The organism is Bradyrhizobium oligotrophicum (assembly GCF_051168495.1).
Lineage (GTDB): Bacteria > Pseudomonadota > Alphaproteobacteria > Rhizobiales > Xanthobacteraceae > Bradyrhizobium > Bradyrhizobium oligotrophicum_A.
Genome location: NZ_JBNPVB010000004.1, coordinates 319,642 through 344,145 on the forward strand (window position 1 = coordinate 319,642; position 24,504 = coordinate 344,145).

A 24,504-nucleotide genomic window follows, 5' to 3' on the forward strand; every position below is an offset into this window, starting at 1 on the left:
CGGGCTTCGACCAGCAGCTTATGGGTGGGGGAAGCGGATGGTCCGCGGGGCGCGGCCTTTGCAGCGGCCTGTCGTGCGAGTGCCTCCTTCAACGAGTATTTCGTCGGCATCGGCTTCTTCCAGCAGCTTGCGGCCGATCGCATTCAACCCGCGACGACCAAGTGATCCCGGCATCAATCCGTCGACATGAGCCCGACGGACATAGAGAACTCGCGCGATCAGCGTAACGTTTCCCAGGATCGACATGGTTCCGACCGGCGTATGAATTTCGACCAGCATCACGTCCTGATCGACGCTCGTGATCTCAATGGAGACGTCGTCTGGATCAAACATACGCGCCTCGCGTAGGAACCGCAAGTTGAAGCTTGGAGCCAAGATGCTATCCACGGAGCGGGCGAGAATCCTTAAAATTCTTATCTTCCGAATTTTCTCTTTCGTCTTATCAGAACTCATGCTATGGTGTCGCATCCCGTCTCACTTGAGGGGCGCATCGCGATCGTCACGAGCGTGGAGTGCGGGATGCGGTGGGCGTATCGGGTTGCAGCGTGAGCGATCATGCCGACGAACGATCCGATGCGCACGGCGAAATCGTGTGGTCCTGGTCTCCCGGTGCCGAGACCAAGTCTGCGTCGCAAAGTCTGGACGAGCGCGCAAGGCGACGGGGTCAAAAGCCGGTCCCCGGGGAGATCACGTATAAGTCGTAACGCCATCGCGCGGGGAAGGCCGGATGATCCGGCCCGTACCTGTGGTGACTGCCGCCTGCTTTTTTTGCTGCAGGCGGGCCATGGGTGCGACCGGCACCCGGCCTTCCCCGCGCCCTCATTTTGGAGGGGGCGACGAGACGAGCAACACTCGGACGCGACAGCGGGTGCGAGGATGAGATGCCATGTCGGCAAACACCATTGTCGTCCCGGGCAAGCTGGGGCGACGCGACAGCGTCGGCGCAGCGCCGACCCGGGGACCCAGACTCCGCGGCGGTCGTGTGAGGCAGGCTGGAACATCCAGCTCGCGCGCCAATGTCCGCCGATGGTTATGGATCCCGGCGTTCGCCGGGATGACACCTGTTTTGGAGAAGCGCTGATGGCACCACGACGCAGAGAAGCGCTTTGAACCTTCCCTCCCGCCACGGGAACACACCCAGACGCCTCACTCCCGCCCAATCCCGCAGAAAAACCGACTGAACCGCCCTCCCCGATCCGGTACACTCGCAACGTGACAAGCCACCCCACGATTCTCGTCTTCGACTCCGGCCTCGGCGGCCTCAGCGTGTTGCGCGAGGTGGTGCGGGCGCGGCCCGATGCGCATTACGTCTATGTGGCCGACGACGCGTTTTTCCCCTACGGCCATCACAGCCAGGAGGCGCTGATCGCCCGCGTGGTGCCGCTGATGGGCGAGTTGATCGCCGCGCACAGGCCGGACCTGGTCGTGATCGCCTGCAACACCGCCTCGGTGCAGGTGCTGGCGCCGCTGCGCGCCGCTTACACCGTGCCGTTCGTCGGCACCGTGCCGGCGATCAAGCCGGCCTGCGCGCAATCCCGCACGAAGCGAGTCTCGGTGCTCGGCACCAAGGCCACCGTGGCGCGCGAATACACCCACGCGCTGATCCGCGACTTCGCGGGGGGATGCGCGGTGACGCTGGTCGGCTCGCCGGAGCTGGCGTCGCTGGCCGAGGCCGCGCTCAGCGGCGGCACCGTGACCGACGACGCCATCTCAAGGGAGATCGCCCCCTGCTTCACCGGCGACGCCGCCAATCCCACAGGCCGTACCGACACGATCGTGCTGGCCTGCACGCATTATCCGCTTTTGCTCGACCGCCTGGAGCGGCTGGCGCCATGGAAGGTCGCCTGGATCGATCCGGCGCCGGCGATCGCGCGCCGCGTCCTCGATCTGCTCGGCCCGGCGGCAGGGAATGCCGACGACGGCGACGCCACCATGATCTTCACATCAAACAAGCCGCATCAGCTCAGCCGGGCGCTGACGCCCTATTTCGGCGGCCGCGTGCCGGCCTGACGGAGAACCGATGTCCGCGACGCGACCTCCGCTCAACCGCCTCAAACAGGCCTGGCGCGACAAGCAGCCGACCTTCGGCGCCATCGCCACCATTCCGAGCATCCAGACCGTGCGCATCATGGCGCAGCAGCTCGACTGGATCATCGTCGACCTGGAACATGGGCCGATCGACCTCTCGACCGCGCATGCGATGATCACCGCCACCGCCGGCACGCCCTGCGTGCCCCTGGTGCGCATCGCCGCCAACGAACCGCATCTGGCCAAGGCGCCGATGGACCTCGGCGCGCTCGGCATCAACTTCCCGATGATCTCCAGCCGCACCGATGCCGAGAAGGCCGTGCGCAGCGTGCGCTACCCGCCGCGCGGCGACCGGCTCTGGGGCCCGTTCCACGCGCCGTTCCACTGGAACGTGTCGATGGCCGACTACATGGCCACCGCCGACGACGACATGGTCTGCATGGTCACGATCGAGCATGTCGAAGCGGTCGAGCGCATCGACGAGATCATGGCCACGCCCGGCATCGACATCGCCGTGATCGGCCCCGGCGACCTCGCGACCTCAATCAACAAGCGCGGCCAGCTCGATGATCCCACGGTGAAATCCCTGATCGCCCACGCCGAAGAGGGCATTCTCAAATCGGGCGTGCCGATCGGCGGCGCGGCGCGCTCGGCCGAGCAGGCCAATGCGATGATCGAACGCGGCTACGTCGCGCTCGCGCTCGGCTTCGACTGGTCCTTGTTCCAGCGCGGCATTGCCGCAAGTTTCGAGAGGATCAAGCGCTGATTCGGCGGCTGACCGCCTGCGCCTCAAGTTTCGAACGAAAAACAACATTGGGGGAGAAGACCATGATGAAGAAGACGATTTTCGGCCTGTCGCTGGCCGTGCTCGGGCTCGGCGCCGCGCTGGCGCAGCAGCCGGCGATCAAGCGGACGATGCTGCAGAAGACGGATTTTCCGGACGGCTATACCATCGTCCAGGCGATCGCGGAGGTCGCAGCCGGCGGTGCGGCGGGCCGCCACACCCATCCGGGCGTGGAAACGGCCTATATCCTCGAAGGCGAGGCCGAGCTGATCGTCGAGGGCCAGCCCGACCGGCGCCTCAAGGCCGGTGATTCGTTCCAGATTCCGGCCGGTGTCGTCCACGACGCCAAGGTCCATGGCGACAAGGGCCTCAAAGTGCTCGGTGTCTACGTGGTCGACAAGACCAAGCCGCTGGCCTCGCCCGCGCCCTAGAGCCGGGCTTTCGTCGGACGGGCGGTCGGTGCTAACAGCGGCTGCCGCCGGGGCTCGGACAGGCCACCAAGACAGATCGGGAGGGACGGGTTTCAGGATGCGCGGAACGACCAGGACCATCTCGCTGCCGCGCCGCCTGATCATCGATCTGATGCGCGCCTCCCGCGACGTTCCATTCGTGTCGCTGGCGCGGACCCTGAACGTCCGGCCGCTGCTCGAGGCACGCAGCCTCGCGGCCCGCCCGCCGGGCTTTGCCGCGATCTTCGTCAAGGCCTTCGCGCTGGTCGCGCGCGACGAGCCCACCCTGCGCACGCTCTACGCCAAATGGCCGCGGCCCTGCTTCTACGAGATGCCGCGCAACGTCGCGATGGTCGCCATCTCCCGGGTCGAGGACGGCGAGCCTTGCGTGCTGACGCAGCGGGTCGGCGATCCCGACCGGCTGACATTGGCTGAGGTCGATGCGATCATCCGGCAGGGCAAGGACGCGCCGGCCGACCAGGTGCCGGCGTTCCGGAAGATGCTGCGGACCACCCGCCTGCCCTGGCCGTTGCGCCGGCTGGCCTGGATGGTCGGGCTCAATTTCGGCCGCCAGCGCGCCAACTGGTTCGGCAATTTCGCCGTGACCGGGGTCTCGGCCTATGGCGGCGGCGAATTGCATGCGCTCAGCCCCGGGCCCTACATCCTGACCTTCGACGTGGCCAAGCCCGACGGCACGATCGGTGCCATGATCCGCTGGGATCACCGGGTGACCGACGCCGCCCTGATCGCCCGGATCTTCGCCCGGCTGGAACAGGTGCTGAACGGCGAGATCGCGACCGAGCTGCGGACCGCCGGGCCCAAGCCGGTGCGGGCGGTCGGCGGCTGAGGGAGGCGAAATCGGGGTCGTTTGTGACGGGAGACGATCCTGGACGATGAAATCGAGCCGGCGGAGGCGATTTGACCGCCAAAAGCGGCTCCAGCGGTTTGACAGGACGGCGGTTTCTCCCTTAGAACCCGCCTTGCTCGCGGGCCGCTTTCGGCCCGCGTTGCGTTTCGCGACCCGTGGCCTTCTCCCTTCATGCTTTGGGGATGGGCCTGTCGGTGGACCGGGCTTCCCGGACACACAGGAGGGCGCGTTTCCTCAAACCCGAACTGACTAGAAGAGGACGCGATGACTAAGCGCAGTGAGGCGAAGTACAAGATCGATCGCCGCATGGGCCAGAACATCTGGGGCCGCCCGAAGAGCCCCGTGAACCGCCGCGAATACGGCCCCGGCCAGCACGGCCAGCGCCGCAAGGGCAAGCTCTCCGACTTCGGCGTGCAGCTGCGCGCCAAGCAGAAGCTGAAGGGCTATTACGCCAACATCTCCGAGCGCCAGTTCCACGGCATCTATGTCGAGGCCGGCCGCTTGAAGGGGGACACCGGCGAGAACCTGATCGGCATTCTGGAGCGCCGTCTCGACACGGTCGTGTTCCGTGCCAAGTTCGTCGCCACCATGTTCGCCGCGCGCCAGTTCATCAACCACGGCCACATCAAGGTGAACGGCCGCAAGGTCAACATCGCGAGCTACCAGGTCAAGCCGGGCGACGTGATCGAGGTCAAGGAAGCCTCGAAGCAGCTCGCCATCGTGCTGGAAGCTTCCCAGCTCGCCGAGCGCGACGTGCCCGACTATATCGAGGCCGATCACGGCAAGATGACCGCGAAGTTCATCCGCATCCCCGCGCTGTCGGACGTCCCCTTCGCGGTGCAGATGGAGCCGCATCTGATCGTCGAGTTCTACTCGCGCTGATCTTGACCGGGCGAAGGCCCGCTCCCATCTGACAATCCGAAAGGCCCCGCTTCGCCGGGGCCTTTCTTTTTGCTGTTTTCGGATCGGACGAACCGATTCCCGAATGCAACAGGTGCCACGAAATCGCCTCAAGCCCGCTGACAGCGGAACCGTCCCGTGATTCACTGTCTGCAGTTGGTAAGTAGCGGGGCGTTCGCCATGGAGTTCAACCGGCGCAATATCATCTTTGGCGCGTTGCCGGCCGATGCGGTCGGCGCACCGCCTCTGCCGCCGTTGCAGGCACCGCCCCTCAGCGCTTCACCCTTACGCGCACGGCCCTCGGGGATCCGCTACCGGTTCAACGACGGCCTCTATCCTTCGACCGTCTTCGACACTCTCGAACGCTCCTGCTGGCACGTCCAGTCTGATGCGACAGCCCATGTGATCCGCCATGTCGGAACCGGGCTCACCTTTGCCGACGCGCAGCTTCCCTACGATCCGTTCGCGCTCGAGCTTCTGCATTGCTTCGACGCTTCCCGCGAACTCGCCGACGAATGGCACACCATGCTGGTCGGCTGGGCGGCGGTGAACATGGGCTGGAACGTCAAGCGGCAACGGCCCGGCAGCACGCTTGTTCTTTCACCATCACGGCAAAGCCCGCTGGAATCGTGGGTGTTCGACTGCACCGCGGCGCCGCCGCTGGTGGCCGAGCCGATCGAGACCCGGCCGTTGCGACGGCCGGACATCTGGCTCAACCCGCCGCGCGCGGCATAGTCGCGGAGGCGCGTTTTGCGGGAGCGTTGCGAGTTCGGTAAGGTCCGGTCGTGAAAGCCGAACGAGGACTGCCGATGTACACTCCGCCCCCACGCGATCCCAAGGCGCCGCCCGTGCGCGTCAATCTGTTGTCCGACACGCAGACCCGCCCGACAGCTGCGATGCGCGAGGCCATCGCGCGGGCCGAGGTCGGCGACGAGCAGATCGGCGACGATCCGACCGTCCACGAGCTCACCGCCCGCGTCGCCGCGCTGCTCGGCAAGGAAGCGGCGGTGCTGATGCCGTCGGGCACGATGTGCAACGTCGCCGCGACCCTGGTGCATTGCCGGCCGGGTGACGAGATCCTGGCGCACGAGACCGCGCACATCATCTCGCGCGAGGGCGGCGCGCATGCCGCGCTCGGCGGTTTCCAGGTGATGCAGCTGAAGGGGCCGGACGGGCAGTTCACGCCGGAGACGTTCCGCGCCGCGCTGCATCCGCGCTCTCGCTACCAGCCGCCGCAGACCGTCGTCAGCGTCGAGCAGACTGCCAATATCGGCGGCGGCACGATCTGGAAGAAGGCGGATCTCGACGCGATCGTCGCGATCGCCAAGGCGAACGGCATGGCCACGCACATGGACGGCGCGCGGCTGCTGAATGCGACGGTCGCGACCGGCATTCCGGCGGCGCAGATGACCGCGGGCTGGGATTCGGCCTGGATCGATTTCTCCAAGGGGCTGGGCGCGCCGATCGGCGGCGTGCTCGCCGGCAGCGCCGCCTTCATCGATGAGGTGTGGCGCTGGAAGCAGCGGCTCGGCGGATCGATGCGGCAGGCCGGAATCGTCGCGGCCGCCTGCATCTACGCGCTCGATCATCATGTCGAGCGGCTCGCTGAGGATCACGCCAATGCACGGGCGCTGGCGCGCGGGCTGTCGCAGATCCAGGGCGTCGAGGTGCAGGAGCCCGAGACCAATCTCGTGTTCTTCAGACCCGACGGCGCCGGCGTGCCCGGCGACAAGATGGTGGGTGAGCTGCGCAAGCGCGGCGTGCTGCTGGCGATGATGGACGGCCGCATCCGCGCCTGCACCCATCTCGACGTGAGCGCAGCCATGATCGAAGAGACCATCGGCCACGTCAGGGAGATCGTGCGCGGCGCATGAGGATCATGGCGCGAGCGCCGCATAGACCAGCTGCCGCACGTTGCTCGCGATGCGGCCGCGCTGCGAGGGCGCCTGCATCATGACGATGACGAACAGATCGTCGGCGGGATCGATGAAGAACAGCGTCCCGCCGACGCCGTCCCAGCCATATTCACCTGATGGCAGCGGAGGCTTCTCGGTCAGGCGCACGGAGAAGCCCAGGCCGAAGCCGTGGTCTGCGCCTGGAAAATAGAGGTCGTCGCGCGCAATCCCCGCCCCCACGACATGGTCCCGCGTCGTCAGCGCGACGGTCTCGGGTTTGAGATAGCGCCGGCCGTCGAGCGTGCCGCCATTCAGCAGCATCTGCGCAAACCGCGCGTAGTCGGAGATGGTGCTGATCATCCCTGCCCCGCCCGACTCCCAGCGCCGGGGCCGGATGGGATCGTCGAGGCCGGCAATCGGCCGGTCGAACCAGTCGCGGGGCGACGGCTCGGCAACGCGGTTGCGCCGGCTCGGGTCAGCCAGGAAGAACGCCGTCTCGTGCATGCCGAGCGGACCGAGCAGCCGGTCCCGCTCGAACTGATACAGGGTGCTGTCGGAAACGGTCTCGATCACCCGCCCGAGCACGTCGGTCGAGTGGCCATAGTCCCACAACGTGCCGGGCTGCTCGGCGAGCGGCAGCTTGGCGAGACGCGCGGCGAACGTCGCGTTGTCGACGTCACGGTCGAACAGCTGCGCATGCGCGTAGAGCCGCCGCACCGCCGTCTCGCCGTAGAAGCCGTAGGTGAGACCCGAAGTATGGCGCAGCAGGTCGAGAATGGTGATTGGACGGGCCAGCGGCCGACCGTCGACCTTCACGTCGGAAAAGGCTGGAATGTAGGTCGCGAGCGCATCATCCAGCCTCAGCCCGCCGTCGTCCACCAGCATCATCGCGGCGACCGAGGTGATCGGCTTCGTCATCGAGTAGATGCGGAAGATCGCATCCTCCGTCATCGGCGCGCGCGTCGCAGGATCGCGGTCACCGAAGCTCTGCAGCAGGACCGGGCTGCCGTACTGCTGCACCAGAACGACCGCGCCGGGAATGGTACCGGCGGAGACCTCGTTGCGGAAATAATCGGAGACCGCCTGGAGCCGCGACCGGTCGAGATTGCGCGGCGACGCGCCGCCTGCGCGGGCCAGAGCCGGCAGCATGGGCGCGGCGAGCAGTCCGCCGAGCATGGACCGCCGAGACATCAATTGCGCCATGCTCACTGCCCCGCCGCAGGCCGTTCGCCGTTACCGCACCGAACCGGCGCGAGCACGACTGGCGATTGCCTCGCTCAGCGCCCGGTCATGCAGCTCGGCGCTGTCATCGGAGAAGCAGCAGAACAAGATCTGGGACAGCGATGTCTCCTCGCTGATGGCAGCGATCGATGCCGTGACGGCGATCGACGCCGCGCGGTCGGCGGGAAAGCGGAAGATGCCGGTCGAGATCGCGGGAAACGCGACGGAGTCCAGACGATGCTTGTGGCACAGCTCGATCGAGCGGCGATAGCACGAGGCGAGCAGCTCCGGCTCGCCGCGGTCGCCGCCCTGCCAGACCGGGCCGACGGTGTGGATCACGTGCCGGGCCGGCAGCCGATAGCCCTTGGTGATCTTGGCCTCGCCGGTCTTGCAGCCATGGAGCATGCGGCATTCCATGACGAGGTCCGGCCCCGCGGCGCGGTGGATCGCGCCATCGACGCCGCCTCCGCCGAGCAACGACGAGTTAGCGGCGTTGACGATGGCGTCAACGCCGAGCTTGGTGATGTCGGCCGTGATGACCTCGAACCGGGTCGCGCCGATTTTTCGGAGTGGAGCGCTCAGGCCGAGGCTGCCGTGCCGACCGGGACGCCCTTCTCGGTGAACAGCTGCTGCAGCTCGCCGCTCTGGAACATCTCGCGGACGATGTCGCAGCCGCCGACGAACTCGCCCTTCACATAGAGCTGCGGAATCGTCGGCCAGTTCGAGAACGTCTTGATGCCGTTGCGCAGCTCGGCGGATTCCAGGACGTTGAGGCCCTTGTAGCCCACGCCGACGTGGTCGAGGATCTGCACGACCTGTCCCGAAAATCCGCACTGCGGAAACTGCGGCGTCCCCTTCATGAACAGGACGACGTCGTTCGACTTCACTTCGTTGTCAATGAATTGCTCGATGCTCATCTTCGCTTCCTCTAGGGCGCCTCAAGGAACGCCTGGGGCTCGGTGCCGCCCGATGGTCGCGGCCCATTCTCATATATGTAGCGCAAACCGTTGTTCAGCCAAAGTAAAATGCCGAGGAGCCGGCCCCGGCGGTGCGCGCCCCTCCCGCGGTCATGGGCTGACGGCAGCAATATAATCCCGTTGGGAGGGTTTTATCCCGTAACCAAGCCCCCATCTAGGACGAACCGTTCAAGGAACCTGTTCCGCCGAACGTCGTTTTCTCCCCTCAAACGGAGACCCTCGTGACCAGTTCAGCCTTCGCCCCGGCTCCGCTCCCCGTAACGTATCAGCCACAGACCTCCCGGGCTGAGCACCTGTCCGGGAGCTTGATCGATGCGTATCTTTCGGTCCGGGGCGAGACCGAGCGTCGCGCTGCGCCGCTGAGCCCTGAGGATCAGGTCATTCAATCGATGCCGGACGCCAGTCCGGCCAAGTGGCACCGGGCCCATACGACCTGGTTTTTCGAGCAGTTCGTGCTGGGCGCTCACTGCCGGGGCTACACCCCCTTCCATCCGGATTACGCCTTCCTGTTCAACTCCTATTACGTCAGTGCCGGCCCGCGTCACACGCGGGGCGAGCGCGGCCTGATCACCCGCCCGGGTGCGGCCGAGATCACGGCCTATCGCCGCCATGTCGACGCGGCCCTGACCGACTTCCTCGGCAGCGCCGATGCTGTCACCTTGGCTGCCGTGGCGCCGCTGCTGGAGATCGGTCTCAACCACGAGCAGCAGCATCAGGAGCTGATGCTGACCGATATCCTGCATGCCTTCGCGCAGAATCCGACGGCTCCGGCATATGATCCGTCATGGCGCTTCCCGGCCCCGGCTGACCCGGGCGAGGATTGGATCGATCTGTCCGAAGGCATCCACACCGTAGGCTACAATGGAGACGGCTACCATTTCGACAATGAGGGGCCGGCGCACCGGGCGCTGGTGGGGCCAGTCAGGATCGCCCGCAATCTCGTCACCAATGCCGAGTGGCTCGCCTTCATGGCGGACGGCGGCTACGAAACCGCCACGCTCTGGCTGATGGACGGCTTCGCCGCGGCCGGCCGCGAAGGCTGGAAGGCGCCCGGGCACTGGTACCTAGTCGAGGACGAGTGGCGCATCATGACGCTTGGCGGATTGCGCGCGGTCGATCCGAATGCGCCGGTCTGCCATGTCAGCTACTACGAGGCCGACGCCTTTGCCCGCTGGCGCGGCAAACACCTGCCGACCGAGATGGAATGGGAGGTCGCAGCCCGCGGCCACCAGCTCAACGACGCCTTCGGCATCGTCTGGCAGTGGACCCGGAGCGCCTACAGCCCCTATCCCGGATATCGCGCGATCGAGGGCGCGCTCGGCGAATACAACGGCAAGTTCATGGTCAATCAGCTGGTGCTGCGCGGCTCCTCGCTCGCGACGCCCGAAGGACATAGCCGCGTCACCTACCGCAATTTCTTCTATCCCCATCATCGCTGGCAGTTCACGGGGCTCAGGCTCGCCGATTACGACTGAGCAGCCCACATCCAACGGCCCGACACGTCGCGCGTGTGCGCGTCCAGGAGAGTATCATGAACGTGCACGTCAATGCTCTGGTCAACGCCCATCTTCCTGACGAGAAGACGTCGGCCTTCGCGTCGGATGTCGTGGCAGGTCTGACGCGGCAGCCCAAGACACTGTCGCCGAAGTATTTCTACGACGCCGCCGGATCCGACCTGTTCGAACAGATCACGCGATTGCCGGAGTACTATCCGACCCGCACCGAACTCGGCATTCTCCGGGATCGCGGCGCCGAGATCGCAGCAATCATTGGCGACAACGCCGCCCTGGTCGAGTTCGGCGCCGGCGCGACCACCAAGGTGCGCCTGCTGCTGGAAAGCTGCCGCTTCGCGGCCTACGTCCCGGTCGACATTTCCGGCGACTTCCTGACCGCACAGGCCGACGATCTGCGGCGTGACTTCCCGGAGCTTGCCGTCCACCCGGTCGTCGCCGACTTCACCACGGCGTTCGCTTTGCCGGCGGCCATCGAAGGTCAGCCGAAGGTCGGCTTCTTCCCGGGATCGACGATCGGCAATTTCGAACCGCATGAGGCGTGCCGTTTTCTGCGCTCGGCGCGCGAAATTTTGGGCGTCGGGGCCCGCATGATCGTCGGTGTCGACCTCGAGAAGGACGAGCGCGTTCTGCACGCCGCCTATAATGATGCGGCCGGTGTGACCGCGCGCTTCAATCTCAATCTGCTGCTGCGGATCAACCGGGAGCTTGGCGGCAATTTCGACCTGTCCTGCTTCATCCACCGCGCGATCTACAATCGCGAGCAGCACCGCATCGAGATGCATCTGGTCGCGCGCAAGCCGCAGACCGTCCGCCTGCTCGGCACCACGATCACGTTCCGCGCCGGGGAGAGCATCCACACCGAGAACAGCTACAAGTACAGCATCGGCCGCTTCGGGGCGCTGGCGCGCGGGTCGGGATGGAAGGTCCAGACCGTCTGGACGGATGCCGACGAGATGTTCTCGGTTCAGGCGCTCGTCGCAGAGGCGTGAGGCTCCGGCTTGACGCGAAGCGACAGTGTCTCCCAGAGCGCGACGATCACCAGCAGCGCGCTCGTCAGCGCTGAGAAAATCAGCGGCGACAGCTCTGTCGCGAACCAGCCGAGACCTGCCAGCGCCAGCAGGCCGGCACCGTGGGACAGCTGAAGAAATCCCCGCACTTCGCGCTTGAAGAGGATGGTCCCGACGAGGAAGATGAAGGGCCCACCGATCGTCACCGCGGCCGTCTTGACATCGGTATGGCCGAGGGGGTGCTTGAGCACAATTTCATCGGCCACTGCAGACACGATGATGCCGGCCACGATCGGCATGTGCAGATAGGTATAGGCGGAGCGCGCGATGAGGCCGGACTGGGTCGACTGGGAGATCATCTCCGAGCCCGCCTCAGCTCCGCGGTTGAAATATACGGCCCACATCGCGACTGTGCCGATAAAGGCGCAAGCAAAGGCGGCGATGCTGGCGCCCGTCCAGTCGAGCTCCGCAAAGGTCGCCCCGGTGACCACGATCGATTCGCCGAGTGCGATGATGATGAAGAGCGCACAACGCTCCGCCATGTGGCCACCCTCGACCATCCAGTCTTCCACGGTCGACGGTCCCAGACCGGGAACCCAGAAGCGAACGGCGGGCGAGATATATTCGAGCGTGAGCGCGGCGCTCCAGAGAGCCATGCGAGACGGCCCCTCGGCAAGACCACCGACCAGCCAGAGCAGCCCGGACGCGCTGAGCCAGGACAGAATGCGGGCAGCGTTGCGGCGGACCGCGGATCGCTGCGGCGGGGTGGCCACCAGCCAGAAAGCGGTCCTTCCAACCTGCATCACGGCATAGGCGATCGCAAACCACAGGCCACGGTCCTCGAACGCCCGCGGGATCGTCATCGAGAGCACGAGGCCTGCGAGCATCAACGCGAACAGCAGGCCGCGGACGAGCGCCTTCTCCGGATCGAGCCAGTTGGTGACCCAGGCGGTGTAGACCCACACCCACCAGACAGCGAGAAACAACACCCCGGTCTGCGCGGCTCCCGATGGCGTGAAATGACCGATCAGGTGGTGCGAAATCTGCGTTACCGCATAGACGAAGACGAGATCGAAAAACAGTTCGACGAATGTGACACGGCTGTGCTGGTTTGGCTCCAGCACCCGGAACAGCGCACCGCGCGAATTCTCCACCACCACCTCCCCCGGGGTGCGTGCCAAATCGTCAGCGCTGGTCGGGCACCCCGGTCTGCAGGGCAAGGGCATGCAGGACGTCGCCCATCTGGCCACGGAGCGACTGATAGACGAGCTGATGCTGCTGGACGCGGGACTTGCCGCGGAAGGCCTCGGAAATGACCGTCGCCGCGTAATGGTCGCCGTCGCCGGCGAGGTCACGTATCGTCACCTGGGCATCAGGGATGGCGGCCTTGATCATCTGCTCGATATCGTGGGCATCCATGGGCATCCCAATGCATCTCCTTCTGTCCGGCGGTGGGCCTTTCCGGCGACGAGCGGCCACCGGCCGTGCTGCCGCAGCTCCCCTTAGTGAGCCCTCGAACGGTGCGAATCAAGGCGTTCTCGCGCGACCGTGATGGCGGAATCTAGCGCGAACCGGTTTCGAGGTCACGCCCGGCACCACTATATGTGAACCCCGAACCATATGCGCCGGGCCGGGTGACGCACCCGCACCGAAAGCGAGGGAGATGACATGAAACTTCCAGGGCCGGATCACCCGATCACCATCACCCCCAACCCGAAGCGCGTGCGGGTCATTGCCGACGGCGTCGTGATCGCCGAGACCACCCGCGCACTGACGCTGAAAGAAGCGAGCTACCCGGCGGTCCAATACGTGCCGCGCACCGATGCCAACATGGAGGCGCTGCGCAAGACCGATCGCGTCACCCACTGTCCGTACAAGGGCGACGCCAGCTATTTCAGCATCGTCACCGGCGGCAAGACGCTGGACAATGCGATCTGGAGCTACGAGACGCCCTTTCCGGCCATGGCCGAGATTTCAGGCCATCTGGCGTTCTATCCGGACAAGGTGCGGATCGAGGAAGCGGCGGATTGATCTTCGGTTGATCGAGCACCGCGCGGCCGGCGCGAGGCAGACCCTGGCGGTGCTCTTTTCCGTCGTCGACCTCGGCTACACCCTGAAGACCGTGAGCCCGAGGATGAGGAGCACGAGGAAGATCACCAGGAAGATGTAGAACAGGATCCGCGCGATGTCCGCGGAGGCTGCCGAGATTCCCGTGAAGCCGAGCACACCGGCGACAACGGAGATCAAGAAGAACAGCAGCGCCCATTTGAGAAGAGTCACGGTATGGTCCTCCGTTCCAGCGCCGCCCCGGCGCGGTCGCCTCACTAACGACGCCGCCGGGAGCCGGTTCCGCCGGGGCTCGGGGCCTCTCGGAGATTTCGCAACTGGCCCGTAACTTCGTAGCTGGCCTGTTCGTAACCGCATCAGGTGCGAAAAAATTGGCGCGGCGTGTGAGAAAGCGGCTTGCGGACGGCCACGCTTGCTGATTTGCAGCACCGACGACATCATCTGGTATTCGGGCGCCGTCATCCGCCTGGTCGGGGCAAGGCTCCGGCGACGGCGGTGCCAAAGTCACACGAGTTCATCTAGTCTGGTCGCGCAGCCTGAGTTGACGTTCGCATGCCCCTCCAGGCGAGGAGGAATCGGACGCTCCATCATCTGCACGGGCAGGGCAGCAGTGGCAGTGGGGGTCACATGGTCACATCGGTTACGCAATCGGCGGCGGCTGCGAAGGTCGAGCTTCAGGCCCGACCGCGCGCCAGGGCGCGCAATGCCGCACTGGATCACGCCCGCACGTTCCTGACGCTGGTGGTGCTGCTCCACCATGCCGTCATCCCCTACACCTATTTCGGGCATACCGATCCGACGTCCTTCCTCGGCTTCGACTGCATCGTGCTGGCCACCGACAGTTTCTTCATGGCGATGTTCTTCTTCCTGTCGGGCCTGTTCGTGTGGTCGGGCCTTGCGCACAAGTCGACGCTGCAATTCCTGCGCGACCGCCTGCTGCGCCTCGGCCTGCCGTTCGCGATCGCGGCGCTGACCGTCATACCGATCGCCTATTATGCGATAGAGCTGCGCGCCAACCCGGACGCGACGTTCTCCGCCTTCTGGTGGAAGACCGTCACCGTGGGTCCCTGGCCGAGCGGACCGATCTGGTTCATCTGGGTGCTGCTGACGTTCGACACCTCGGCGGCGCTGCTGTACCGCGTCTCGCCGCGCCTGCTCGAGCCGATCAATCGGATGTCGCAGCGCGCCTTTGACAATCCGCGCGACTTCTTCTTTGTCTTCCTGCTGATTACGGGCGTGCTGTACATCCCGTCCCGGCTCTATTTCGGGCCGACCTACTGGTTCGAACTCGGCCCGTTCTCGGTCCAGGCCAGCCGCGTCCTGCTCTATGCCGCGTATTTCTACGTCGGCGCAGGAATAGGTTCGGCCAATTTCGAGCGTGGTTTGCTGGCCGCCGAAGGGCAGATGTCACAGCGCGGGCTCGGTGCCTGGATCGTGGTGACGATCGTGCCCTACGCGCTGCTGTGGGTGCTGATCACGATCAAGCGCCAGGTGCTGGGCAATCCCCCAGTGTTGCCGCATTGGTACGAGGGGGCCTATGGCTTCTTCTTCGTGATCTTCAGCGCCGCGATCCTGTTCGCGATCCTGTCCTACTTCCTGAACAACCGCCGCTCGGAATTCTCCGTGCTCGACCGCATGCAGGCCGATGCCTATGGCATGTTCCTGGTGCACTATCCGATCGTGCTGTGGCTTCAGTATTGGCTGTTCGACCTGAGCCTGCCCGCGGTCGTGAAGGCGACGATCGCCTTTGTCGGCAGCGTGCTCTTGAGCTGGGGCGCGACCTGGGTGCTCCGGCAGATTCCAGGCGCGAAGAGCGTGTTGTAAGACGATCCTGTCTCCTCCGTCATTGCGAGGAGAGAAGCGACGACGAGCGTAAGCGTAGGGCGGGCAAAGGCGCGCTCCACTGCCGTCTCGGATGGCACAGCGGTATCGCGCGCCGTGCCCACCGCTCTCACCCACCGACGCCGATGGTGGGCACGCGCCGCCTGACGGCGTCGCTTTGCCCACCCGAATTCTTCGGCAGTGCGTAGCCCGACGGCTACGACAGCAGGGACAACCAGCGTGCCTAACAACTGCGGCCGCGGAGTATCGGTCCCGGATCGGCGTCCCGTCGGCGCGGGGCGCCGCCGTGGCTTGTCCCGGACGACAGCGATGGACTAGGCGGCCGTCCCGCCCATGTAGCTCGGCAGCCAGCTTTCGAAGCGCGTCTTAAGGGTGGCGATTTCCACTGAGGCCTCGCCGGCAATCGCGAGCGCCGTGCCGCCCGTCGTGCCGATCCGCGTGCACGGCACGTTGGCGCCGCGCATCTTGGCGAGCACGCGGCCGGCTTCGGTCTCCGGCACCGTCACCAGATAGCGCGCCTGGTCCTCGCCGAACCAATAGGCATGGGGCACGATCGACGCCGGCGCCGCAAGCAGTCGCGCGCCGATGCCGGAGGCGATCGCCATCTCGGCGAGCGCCACCAGCAGGCCGCCATCGGACAGGTCGTGCGCCGCCGTCGCCGTGCCCGCGTGGATCATGCCGCGCACGACATTGCCGTTCCGCTTCTCGGTTTCGAGATCGACCGGTGGCGGGGCGCCCTCCTCGCGGCCGCAGATGTCGCGCAGATAGACCGACTGGCCGAGCCAGCCGTGGGTCTCGCCGACGAGCAGGATCGCCTCGCCCTCGGCCTTGAAGGCGATGCTGGCCGATTTGGTGAAATCGTCGAGCAGGCCGACGCCGCCAATCGAGGGCGTCGGCAGGATGCCGCGGCCGCTGGTTTCGTTGTAGAGCGACACGTTGCCGGACACGACCGGGAAGTCGAGCGCGCGGCAGGCCTCCGAGATTCCCTTCAGGCAGCCGACGAACTGGCCCATGATCTCGGGCCGCTCCGGATTGCCGAAATTGAGATTGTCGGTGATGGCGAGCGGCCGGCCACCGACCGCGGTGATGTTGCGCCAGGCCTCCGCCACCGCCTGCTTGCCGCCCTCGAACGGGTCGGCCTCGCAATAGCGCGGCGTCACGTCGACGGTGAGCGCGAGCCCCTTCGGGCCATCCTGCACGCGCACGACAGCAGCATCGCCGCCGGGCCGCTGCACGGTATTGCCGAGAATGACGTGGTCATACTGCTCCCAGATCCAGCGCTTGGAGCACAGATCCGGCGTGGCGAGCAGCTTCTCCAGCGCCGGGATGAGGTCCATCGGCGGATTGACCTCGCGGGCATGGATCACCGGCAGCGCTGATGATGCCACATGCGGACGGTCATAGAGCGGCGCCTCGTCGCCGAGCTCCTTGATCGGCAGGTCGGCCATGACGTCGCCGCCGTGCTTGACGACGAAGCGCTTGCTCGGCGTGGTGTAGCCGACCACGGCGAAATCGAGGCCCCATTTGCGGAAGATCGCCTCGGCTTCCTTTTCCTTCTCCGGCTTCAGCACCATGAGCATGCGCTCCTGGCTTTCGGAGAGCATCATCTCGTAGGCGCTCATGCCGGTCTCGCGGGTCGGCACCGCGTCGAGATCGAGGTCGACGCCGAGATCGCCCTTGGCGCCCATCTCGACCGCCGAGCAGGTCAGCCCCGCGGCGCCCATGTCCTGGATCGCGATCACGCAATCGGCCGCCATGATCTCCAAGCACGCCTCGAGCAGCAGCTTCTCGGCGAAGGGATCTCCGACCTGCACCGTCGGGCGTTTCTCCTCGGACGAGTCGTCGAACTCGGCCGAAGCCATCGAGGCGCCGTGGATGCCGTCGCGCCCCGTTTTGGAGCCGAGATAGACGATCGGCATGTTCACGCCCGACGCTGCCGCATAGAAGATCTTGTCGGCGTCGGCGAGGCCGACCGCCATCGCGTTCACCAGGATGTTGCCGTCGTAACGGGTGTGGAAGCGGGTCTGGCCGCCCACCGTCGGCACGCCGAACGAATTGCCATAGCCGCCGATGCCGGCGACGACGCCGGACACCAGATGCCGGGTCTTGGGATGCTCCGGCGCGCCGAACGACAGCGCATTCAGGCAGGCGATCGGGCGCGCGCCCATCGTGAACACGTCGCGCAGGATTCCGCCGACGCCCGTCGTGGCACCCTGATACGGCTCGATATAGCTCGGGTGGTTGTGGCTCTCCATCTTGAATACGACCGCCTGGCCGTCGCCGATGTCGATCACGCCGGCGTTCTCGCCCGGGCCCTGGATCACCCAGGGCGCCTTGGTCGGCAGGCCCTTGAGATGGATGCGCGACGACTTGTACGAGCAATGCTCATTCCACATCGCCGAGAAGATGCCGAGCTCGGTGAAGGTCGGCACCCGGCCGATCAGCTTCAGGATGCGCTCATATTCATCCGGCTTCAGGCCGTGGGCCGCGACGAGCTCGGGGGTGATCTGCGGTTCATTGCGCATGGAGAAATGCCTTTGCCCCGTGGGCCGCTGGTCCCTTAAACCCTGCTTCATAGATACAGAGGCCAAGTGCGAAAAGGCCTTTTACGGCCCTATTCCGCCCTGTCCAGAGCTTTGGCCCGGCACCGCCGGGCGGGATATTTGCAGATTGGCGACCGATCGGATTTAAGACGGTAAATCAACAGTTAAAGGCCCCGACACGTGCACGACCTGTCCCGTTCCGCCTTCGAGAACCGCCCCGGCATCCACATCGCCACATCAGGCGAATTCGCCGGCTGGCGGACCTGGATGCGCGACAGCTACGAATCCCACACCGGCCCGTTCTGGCACCGGATGGAGGACGACGGCTCGATCCGCTGCGCCTTCCGGGTCGAGAAAAAGCATCTCAACGGCGCCGGCAACGTCCATGGCGGCTGCCTGATGACCTTCGCCGACTACTGCCTGTTCGCCTTCGCAGCCCCGATCCTGCAGGGCCCGGGCGTCACCGTGTCGTTCTCGTCCGAATTCCTCGATGCAGCCCGCGAGGGTGAATTGATCGAGGCCACCGGTGAGGTCACCCGTGCCGGCGCCTCGCTGATCTTCCTGCGCGGCATGCTGCATTCCGGCCCAAAGCCGCTGTTTTCGTTCTCGGGCACGATCAAGCGCGTGAAGCGGCGGACGCCGGAGACGGCAAGCTCGCCGTAGCCGATGGAGGGGCCGTAGGGTGGGCAAAGCAGCCGCCGCAAGGCGGCAGCGCGCCCACCGTCGCGCAGCGCGCTTGGTGCGAGACGGTGGGCACGGCGCCACTACGAGCTGGCACGAGGATGGGCCACGAATTCGCCTTTGCCCACCCTACGGCACCTCGCTTTGTCACCCCGCAATCTGTTTCTCTGCGAGCGTGATCCACTCGGCCTGGGCCTTGCGGACGTGACGCGGCGCGCGCTTCATCTGGATCAAGAGCTCGGTGAACACGACCTTGGCTTCGTCGATCCGGCCGACCAGCTTGAGCAGCAGGCCGTAACGCGCCTTCGCCTCGCTGCTCGGCGAATAGTCCAGCAGTGCCCGATACTCTTCCAGAGCCTCGTCGGTGCGGCCGGCCTCCTGCAGCGCCCGCGCATACAACAGATGCGCCTCGGCGGAGTTGTAGTCCGGCCAAGCCTTTTGCAACTCGTCCAGCGTCGCCAGCGCATCCGCCGGACGCCGGCGCGCGAACTGCGCCTTGGCCTTGCCGAGCGCGAACAGCGGCTCATGGCCCATCGGCAGGCTCAGGATGTGGTCGTAATGCTGCTCCGCCTCGTCATAACGGCCGACCACGACGCATTCCTCGGCGAGCGCGGCGCGGTTGGCGATCGTGTCCGTCACCGCGACGCGGTCCGACAGCTCGCGATAGTATTTCTCGGGATCGAGCTTGCTGGCAACGCGCTTGCGCGCCTTCTGGACGTCGTGGCTGCCGAGCCATTCCGGCACCAGCTCGACCACGATATAGGCCAGCGCGCCGATCAGCGGCACCATCAGGATGATGAACGCCCAGGGCTGCAGCCGTCCCGTGCGCGAAGCATGATAGATCAGCGAAATGTCGAGCAGCAGAACGACAAGTGCAACAGGCAAGGCAGACCCCCACTCACGGCCGGAACCGACACGCCGACGTTGATAGCGCGGCCGGCATTGGCCGACAATCCCGCTGCAGCGCAGGCCCAATCGCCGATGCCGGTTTGACGCATCCCGACGACGGTTGGTTCAAACACGACATGAATCGTGTTCGCTGGTCGGACGGCAGCCCGCACGAAAACAGGCGGAAGCGCGCTGCGCTCCCGCCTGTCGAACCTTGGCCTGCAGCAACGTGATTATTGCTGCTGGTCGATCACCTGCACCACCTTCTGATCGCGCGGATCGATCAGCACCACCTGCTCGCCGATCGCCAGATACTGGTAGTTCGCGAGCTCGGGATTGCTGCGAGCCAGCTCATCGGGCACGCGGCGCAGGCTGAGGCAGCTCGGGCCGGACGACGAACTGGACGTCGTCGAGCCGACCGTGGTCGTCTCCGTCGCCGCGCGGCGGAGGATCTGGCGCTGATCGTCGGACAGAACGATGCGGGTCGAGCTCACGCCATAGCCCCCACGGTCATAGCCCCGATCGGCGCGCATGCCGTTCTGCGGAATGACGTCGACGATCTCGCGGCTGCGCGGATCGATGATCGCGATCTCGTCATGCACCACCGTATAATCGTAGCCGCGATATTCGGGTACGATGGTCACGATCTCCGACGGCAGCGGACGCGGCCGCACGCGTTCCGGCAGACGCTCGCCGATGTTGATGCGGATGTTGACGTCGGTGCGGGCGCGGTCGAAATCACGATCGCGCCGCAGCTCGTCGACGACGCGCGTGCGCTGCTGATCGTTGACCGACGCCGTGGCGCCGGGACGCTTGCCGTCGGCCGGCGTCTGGTTGACGGCCTGCCCGGCCGCATCCGGCTTACGCGCATCGGTGCCGGCGGGACCGGCTTTGGGATCCTGCTGCGCCGTCGATTTGGTGTCGGCGCCGTTCGGCTGTGTGGCCTGCTTGCTGCGGTCGGCGTCCGGCTTCTCGACGGTCTTGCCGGACTCGCGATTGCTGCGATCGTCCTGGCTCTGGCGGGCCTTGTCGCCGCCGTTGCGCTCGGCCTCGCGATCGGACTTCCGATCCGTGGCCCCGGACTTGGTCTCAGCCGCGCGATCCTCGGCCTTGCGCTCCTCGGTGCGGCCCTGCTGCTTCTCGGCAGCCTTGTCTTGAGCCTTTTCCTGGACCTTGCTCTTGCCGTCCGCCTGCTTGTCCTCGGCGCTCTCCTTGGCGTCACGAGCGCGCTCGGCAGCAGCCGGCCCGCGGTCGCCCTTGGTCGGCTGGGCGCCTGGCTTGCTGTCGGGCGCGGCGCGCTCCTGGGCCGTTTCGCGTCCCGCTGCGGGCGACGACTCGCCGCGGCGCTGCTCCTGTGCACCCTGCTTGGTTTCCGCTGCTGCAGCGCCGCCCTTGGCCTCGGCAGCCGGGCGAGCCGCTTCGCGCGGAGCCGCTGCGGCAGGCCCGCCCTCGCGCTTCATCTCGGATTGTGCGGACGCAGCACTCGCGCCGGTACCGATCGCCAGAATGATCGCGGCCGTTCCCAGCCAATGTTTCGTCGTCATCTCAAATCCTCCTTGGTTCCCAGCCCCTTGGGAATTCGGGCGGACAACGCCAACTGCCGCCCGGCGTTGCCGGGCGGCGCGAGAAAAAAGCTGCGGAACGATTCTTGAGGAAGCGATCAGGCCGCGCGGTCGAGATGGGCGACGAGGCCGGCGAACAGGCCGCGGCCATCGGTGCAGCCCATGATGTCCTCGACGTGATTCTCGGGATGCGGCATCATGCCGAGCACATTCCCGCTCTCGTTGACAATCCCGGCGATCGAATGGGCGGCACCGTTGATGTTGCTGAGGTCGCCAACCTCGCCGTCGGCCGAGCAGTAGCGATACAGCACGCGTCCGTCGCCATTGAGCCGCTTCAAGGTCTCCTCATCCGCGGCATAATTGCCCTCGCCATGGGCGACCGGCACGCGGATGACCTGGCCGGCATTGTAGCCGCGGGTGAACGGCGAATCCGAACTCTCGACCCGCAGATGCACGTCCTTGCAGATGAATTTGAGCCGGTCGTTGCGCATCAACACGCCCGGCAGCAGGCCGGATTCGCACAGGATCTGGAAGCCGTTGCAGACGCCGAGCACGAGGCCGCCTCGGGCTGCGTGATCGCGCACTGCGTCCATCACCGGCGCCCGCGCCGCGATCGCGCCACAGCGCAGATAGTCACCGTAGGAGAAGCCGCCGGGGACGACGACGAGGTCGGTCCCCTTCGGCAGCGCCGTCTCGGCGTGCCAGACCATCGCCGGCTCATGGCCGGAGATCATGCGCAGGGCCCGCGCCATGTCGCGTTCGCGGTTGATGCCGGGGAAGACGAGGACGGCGGATTTCATAGCGTAGGAACATCGTTGAGTTCGAGACGCCGCTCGATTCGGTCGAGACGGCCCTCGTGGCGAACCAAAGTGGCGTGAATGCCAGAGAGCTCCTGGTGAATTCCAGTGATCTCCTGGCGGAGAGCGATCTGAGCAGTGCGCGCGGCCTGTTCTGCCAACTTGAGCTCGTCGATTTTGCCGTCGACTTGTGCAAGCCGCGCCTGGATCGACTTCAGAACCTCGTACATGAGCTCGTTGGTAATCGCGGCCATCGCCTACCCCAACAGCTCCACCCGGTAATTCTCGATCACCGTGTTGGCGAGCAGCTTGTCGGCGGCGGCCTTCAGGGCCGCCTCCGCCTGGGCCTTGTCGGCGCCGGCAAGCTCGATGTCGAACACCTTGCCCTGCCGGACCGACGCGACGCCGTCGACGCCGAGCGACTTGAGGGCGCCCTCGATCGCCTTGCCCTGGGGATCGAGGATGCCGGATTTCAGTGTCACCGTGACACGCGCTTTCACGTCTTGATTCCTCTTAGCTCTTGACCAGGACCGGGCCGGAGCCGGCCGGACGCTCGTTTTCCATCAGGATGCCGAGTCGCTTGGCGACCTCGGTATAGGCCTCCAGAAGGCCGCCAAGATCACGACGGAAGCGGTCCTTGTCGAGCTTCTCGTTCGACTTGATGTCCCACAGCCGGCACGAATCGGGGGAAATCTCGTCGGCGACGATGATCCGCATCATCTCGTTCTCGAACAGCCGGCCGCATTCCATCTTGAAGTCGACCAGGCGGATGCCGATGCCGAGGAAGAGACCGGTCAGGAAGTCGTTGACGCGGATGGCGAGCGCCATGATGTCGTCGATCTCCTGGGGCGTGGCCCAGCCGAACGCGGTGATGTGCTCCTCCGACACCATGGGGTCGTTGAGCTGGTCGTTCTTGTAATAGAATTCGATGATCGAACGCGGCAACTGGGTGCCTTCCTCGATGCCGAGGCGCTGCGACAGCGAGCCCGCCGCGACGTTGCGCACCACGACCTCGAGCGGGACGATTTCGACCTCGCGAATCAGCTGCTCGCGCATGTTGAGGCGGCGGATGAAGTGGGTCGGCACCCCGATGTCGTTGAGGTGCTGAAACAGGTACTCCGAGATCCGGTTGTTGAGGACGCCCTTGCCTTCGATCACCTGGTGCTTCTTGGCATTGAAGGCGGTGGCGTCGTCCTTGAAGTGCTGGATGAGGGTGCCCGGCTCGGGACCTTCGTACAGGACCTTGGCCTTGCCTTCATAAATGCGACGCCGACGGCTCATTGGGATGTACCGTGTTTTGTTGAAATCCATGAAATTGGTGGGCTCCGGATGACTTTGGACAGGACCACGACGGAGCTGCCGCGAGGGCCTGGATCCGACGGAAACAGAACAGGAACCGGGCCTGTGGGCAACCTATCTCATTGGTGTCCCGAGCACAATCGATCCAGACCTGGGGAGCGGGGTTTTACCGCCCTTCGCTGCGGCCTCGTGCCCGTTGTATTGGCAAGCCGTTCCAATTATTTAGGCGTGCGGACACCGCCTCGCAACCGCCTCCCGCGGTTAACCCTTTTCGGCAACACTGGAAGTTCCGGCCATGACGACGTTCGACAAGCGTGAAGACGCCTTCGAGAGGCAATTCGCCCATGACGAGGAATTGAAATTCAAGGCGGAAGCCCGCCGCAACAAGCTCCTCGGCCTGTGGGCGGCCGAAAAGCTCGGCAAATCCGGCGCTGACGCCGATGCCTATGCCAAGGAGGTCGTCGCGGCCGATTTCGAGGAGGCCGGCGACGCCGATGTGCTCCGCAAGGTGCTGGGCGACCTCGCCGCCAATGGCGTCACCGAGGCCGAGATTCGCGCGAAAATGAGCGAGCTGCTGGCGACGGCGGTGGCCCAGGTCAAGGCGGGATCGTAAGACGCGAATAGCGAGCGGCGAGTGGCGAATAGTGGAGACCCTATTCGCTACTCCCTATCCGCTACTCGTCCCTCGCCTACTACTCTTCCTTGAATCCATACTCCGGCACGTTGCCGCTGGCGCCGTAATATTTGTACGGCAGGAACTTGCCCGACATCGTGATCTTGACGCGGTCGCCCTTGGCGTTGGGCAGACGCTCCATCACCATGTCGAAATCGATCGCCGACATGATGCCGTCGCCGAACTCCTCCTGGATCAGCTCCTTCCAGGCCGGGCCGTTGATCATCACGAGTTCGTAGAACCGGTAGATCAGCGGATCGGTCGGCGGCATCTGCACGCCCTCGCCGCGCATCGGCGTCTCGTTGAGCATCGAGATTTCGCTCTTCGACAGGCCGAACAATTCGCCGGCATTGGCGGCCTGCGGCTTGGTCAGCTTCATCTGGCCGAGCACGGCGCCGACGATCAGCACCTCGGAATAGCCGCCGATCTGCTCGCAGATGTATTTCCAGCTCCAGCCCTTCTCGCGCTTGATGTCGAGCAGCTTCTCGGTGAGGTCGGATCGCTTCATG

General features: G+C 65.5%; 28 protein-coding genes. 13 read left to right on the forward strand and 15 right to left on the reverse strand.

What is annotated here, in order from left to right:
* Positions 1-18: 18 nt before the first annotated feature.
* A complete protein-coding gene (locus ACQR1B_RS10850; RefSeq protein ID WP_434830941.1) occupies positions 19-453 on the reverse strand; it encodes a hypothetical protein in 435 nt (144 codons plus the stop codon).
* A 759-nt stretch (positions 454-1,212) separates the two neighbouring features.
* Here ACQR1B_RS10850 and murI point away from each other — a divergent pair.
* The 7 genes from murI to ACQR1B_RS10885 all read left to right on the forward strand — a co-directional run bounded on the left by murI (position 1,213) and on the right by ACQR1B_RS10885 (position 6,903).
* On the forward strand, positions 1,213-2,010 hold the full coding sequence (murI, locus tag ACQR1B_RS10855; protein ID WP_434830940.1) for a glutamate racemase: 798 nt from the start codon (positions 1,213-1,215) through the stop codon (positions 2,008-2,010).
* 10 nt (positions 2,011-2,020) lie between these two features.
* On the forward strand, positions 2,021-2,794 hold the full coding sequence (locus ACQR1B_RS10860; RefSeq protein ID WP_434830939.1) for an HpcH/HpaI aldolase family protein: 774 nt from the start codon (positions 2,021-2,023) through the stop codon (positions 2,792-2,794).
* A 62-nt stretch (positions 2,795-2,856) separates the two neighbouring features.
* Positions 2,857-3,243, forward strand: coding sequence for a cupin domain-containing protein (locus ACQR1B_RS10865; protein WP_434830938.1), 387 nt, complete (start codon positions 2,857-2,859; stop codon positions 3,241-3,243).
* 97 nt (positions 3,244-3,340) lie between these two features.
* Positions 3,341-4,108, forward strand: a complete 768-nt coding sequence (locus ACQR1B_RS10870) for an acyltransferase (RefSeq protein WP_434830937.1) — start codon at positions 3,341-3,343, stop codon at positions 4,106-4,108.
* A 285-nt stretch (positions 4,109-4,393) separates the two neighbouring features.
* Positions 4,394-5,011, forward strand: coding sequence for a 30S ribosomal protein S4 (gene rpsD, locus ACQR1B_RS10875; protein WP_434830936.1), 618 nt, complete (start codon positions 4,394-4,396; stop codon positions 5,009-5,011).
* 198 nt (positions 5,012-5,209) lie between these two features.
* Positions 5,210-5,764 carry a hypothetical protein gene (locus ACQR1B_RS10880; RefSeq protein WP_434830935.1) on the forward strand — a complete coding sequence of 185 codons (555 nt, stop codon included), beginning with the start codon at positions 5,210-5,212 and terminating at the stop codon, positions 5,762-5,764.
* A 74-nt stretch (positions 5,765-5,838) separates the two neighbouring features.
* Complete coding sequence (locus ACQR1B_RS10885; RefSeq protein ID WP_434830934.1) at positions 5,839-6,903, forward strand: threonine aldolase family protein; 1,065 nt, start codon at positions 5,839-5,841, stop codon at positions 6,901-6,903.
* 3 nt (positions 6,904-6,906) lie between these two features.
* Here ACQR1B_RS10885 and ACQR1B_RS10890 read toward each other — a convergent pair whose 3' ends face one another.
* The 3 genes from ACQR1B_RS10890 to grxD are packed head-to-tail and all read right to left on the reverse strand — an operon-like array spanning position 6,907 to position 9,062.
* Positions 6,907-8,127 carry a serine hydrolase domain-containing protein gene (locus ACQR1B_RS10890; protein ID WP_434830933.1) on the reverse strand — a complete coding sequence of 407 codons (1,221 nt, stop codon included), beginning with the start codon at positions 8,125-8,127 and terminating at the stop codon, positions 6,907-6,909.
* 30 nt (positions 8,128-8,157) lie between these two features.
* A complete protein-coding gene (locus ACQR1B_RS10895) occupies positions 8,158-8,727 on the reverse strand; it encodes an O-acetyl-ADP-ribose deacetylase (RefSeq protein WP_434831203.1) in 570 nt (189 codons plus the stop codon).
* On the reverse strand, positions 8,724-9,062 hold the full coding sequence (grxD, locus tag ACQR1B_RS10900) for a Grx4 family monothiol glutaredoxin (protein WP_434830932.1): 339 nt from the start codon (positions 9,060-9,062) through the stop codon (positions 8,724-8,726). The genes ACQR1B_RS10895 and grxD overlap by 4 nt, the downstream gene beginning before the upstream one ends.
* A gap of 281 nt (positions 9,063-9,343) precedes the next feature.
* Between grxD and egtB the strand changes: the two genes are divergently transcribed.
* The gene (egtB, locus tag ACQR1B_RS10905) at positions 9,344-10,597 is read left to right on the forward strand and encodes an ergothioneine biosynthesis protein EgtB (RefSeq protein WP_434830931.1); all 1,254 of its coding nucleotides are present in this window, start codon (positions 9,344-9,346) and stop codon (positions 10,595-10,597) included.
* A 56-nt stretch (positions 10,598-10,653) separates the two neighbouring features.
* On the forward strand, positions 10,654-11,625 hold the full coding sequence (egtD, locus tag ACQR1B_RS10910) for an L-histidine N(alpha)-methyltransferase (protein ID WP_434830930.1): 972 nt from the start codon (positions 10,654-10,656) through the stop codon (positions 11,623-11,625).
* Here egtD and ACQR1B_RS10915 read toward each other — a convergent pair.
* Complete coding sequence (locus ACQR1B_RS10915) at positions 11,601-12,803, reverse strand: low temperature requirement protein A (protein ID WP_434831202.1); 1,203 nt, start codon at positions 12,801-12,803, stop codon at positions 11,601-11,603. The two genes, egtD and ACQR1B_RS10915, sit on opposite strands and share 25 nt — an antisense overlap.
* A 25-nt stretch (positions 12,804-12,828) precedes the next feature.
* On the reverse strand, positions 12,829-13,068 hold the full coding sequence (locus ACQR1B_RS10920; protein WP_315719345.1) for a BolA family protein: 240 nt from the start codon (positions 13,066-13,068) through the stop codon (positions 12,829-12,831).
* Between the two features lie 243 nt (positions 13,069-13,311).
* Between ACQR1B_RS10920 and ACQR1B_RS10925 the strand changes: the two genes are divergently transcribed.
* On the forward strand, positions 13,312-13,674 hold the full coding sequence (locus tag ACQR1B_RS10925; protein ID WP_434830929.1) for a DUF427 domain-containing protein: 363 nt from the start codon (positions 13,312-13,314) through the stop codon (positions 13,672-13,674).
* A gap of 75 nt (positions 13,675-13,749) precedes the next feature.
* Here the strand turns inward: ACQR1B_RS10925 and ACQR1B_RS10930 are convergent, their stop codons facing one another.
* A complete protein-coding gene (locus ACQR1B_RS10930) occupies positions 13,750-13,923 on the reverse strand; it encodes a DUF1328 domain-containing protein (RefSeq protein ID WP_434830928.1) in 174 nt (57 codons plus the stop codon).
* 414 nt (positions 13,924-14,337) lie between these two features.
* Between ACQR1B_RS10930 and ACQR1B_RS10935 the strand changes: the two genes are divergently transcribed.
* A complete protein-coding gene (locus ACQR1B_RS10935; RefSeq protein WP_434830927.1) occupies positions 14,338-15,534 on the forward strand; it encodes an acyltransferase family protein in 1,197 nt (398 codons plus the stop codon).
* A 332-nt stretch (positions 15,535-15,866) separates the two neighbouring features.
* On the opposite strand, the gene purL is transcribed toward ACQR1B_RS10935, so the two are convergent.
* Positions 15,867-18,077: a phosphoribosylformylglycinamidine synthase subunit PurL gene (gene purL, locus ACQR1B_RS10940; RefSeq protein WP_434830926.1), complete on the reverse strand. Its 2,211-nt coding sequence runs from the start codon at positions 18,075-18,077 to the stop codon at positions 15,867-15,869.
* A gap of 198 nt (positions 18,078-18,275) precedes the next feature.
* On the opposite strand from purL, the gene ACQR1B_RS10945 reads away from it, so the two are divergent.
* Entirely contained in the window at positions 18,276-18,758 is a 483-nt protein-coding gene (locus ACQR1B_RS10945) for a PaaI family thioesterase (RefSeq protein WP_434830925.1), read from the forward strand.
* A 165-nt stretch (positions 18,759-18,923) separates the two neighbouring features.
* On the opposite strand, the gene ACQR1B_RS10950 is transcribed toward ACQR1B_RS10945, so the two are convergent.
* The 6 genes from ACQR1B_RS10950 to purC form a co-directional block, all read right to left on the reverse strand.
* Positions 18,924-19,661 carry a tetratricopeptide repeat protein gene (locus tag ACQR1B_RS10950; protein ID WP_434830924.1) on the reverse strand — a complete coding sequence of 246 codons (738 nt, stop codon included), beginning with the start codon at positions 19,659-19,661 and terminating at the stop codon, positions 18,924-18,926.
* 236 nt (positions 19,662-19,897) lie between these two features.
* Complete coding sequence (locus ACQR1B_RS10955; protein WP_434830923.1) at positions 19,898-21,208, reverse strand: DUF1236 domain-containing protein; 1,311 nt, start codon at positions 21,206-21,208, stop codon at positions 19,898-19,900.
* A 116-nt stretch (positions 21,209-21,324) separates the two neighbouring features.
* Complete coding sequence (purQ, locus tag ACQR1B_RS10960; protein ID WP_434830922.1) at positions 21,325-22,026, reverse strand: phosphoribosylformylglycinamidine synthase subunit PurQ; 702 nt, start codon at positions 22,024-22,026, stop codon at positions 21,325-21,327.
* Positions 22,023-22,277 carry a hypothetical protein gene (locus ACQR1B_RS10965; RefSeq protein ID WP_434830921.1) on the reverse strand — a complete coding sequence of 85 codons (255 nt, stop codon included), beginning with the start codon at positions 22,275-22,277 and terminating at the stop codon, positions 22,023-22,025. The genes purQ and ACQR1B_RS10965 overlap by 4 nt, the downstream gene beginning before the upstream one ends.
* A gap of 3 nt (positions 22,278-22,280) precedes the next feature.
* Positions 22,281-22,523 carry a phosphoribosylformylglycinamidine synthase subunit PurS gene (purS, locus tag ACQR1B_RS10970; RefSeq protein ID WP_434830920.1) on the reverse strand — a complete coding sequence of 81 codons (243 nt, stop codon included), beginning with the start codon at positions 22,521-22,523 and terminating at the stop codon, positions 22,281-22,283.
* A 13-nt stretch (positions 22,524-22,536) separates the two neighbouring features.
* Entirely contained in the window at positions 22,537-23,304 is a 768-nt protein-coding gene (gene purC / locus ACQR1B_RS10975) for a phosphoribosylaminoimidazolesuccinocarboxamide synthase (protein WP_008974302.1), read from the reverse strand.
* A gap of 313 nt (positions 23,305-23,617) precedes the next feature.
* Between purC and ACQR1B_RS10980 the strand changes: the two genes are divergently transcribed.
* Positions 23,618-23,935: a DUF1476 domain-containing protein gene (locus ACQR1B_RS10980; protein WP_434830919.1), complete on the forward strand. Its 318-nt coding sequence runs from the start codon at positions 23,618-23,620 to the stop codon at positions 23,933-23,935.
* Positions 23,936-24,014: 79 nt separating this feature from the next.
* Here the strand turns inward: ACQR1B_RS10980 and cynS are convergent, their stop codons facing one another.
* Entirely contained in the window at positions 24,015-24,503 is a 489-nt protein-coding gene (gene cynS / locus ACQR1B_RS10985; protein ID WP_434830918.1) for a cyanase, read from the reverse strand.
* Position 24,504: the final 1 nt, after the last annotated feature.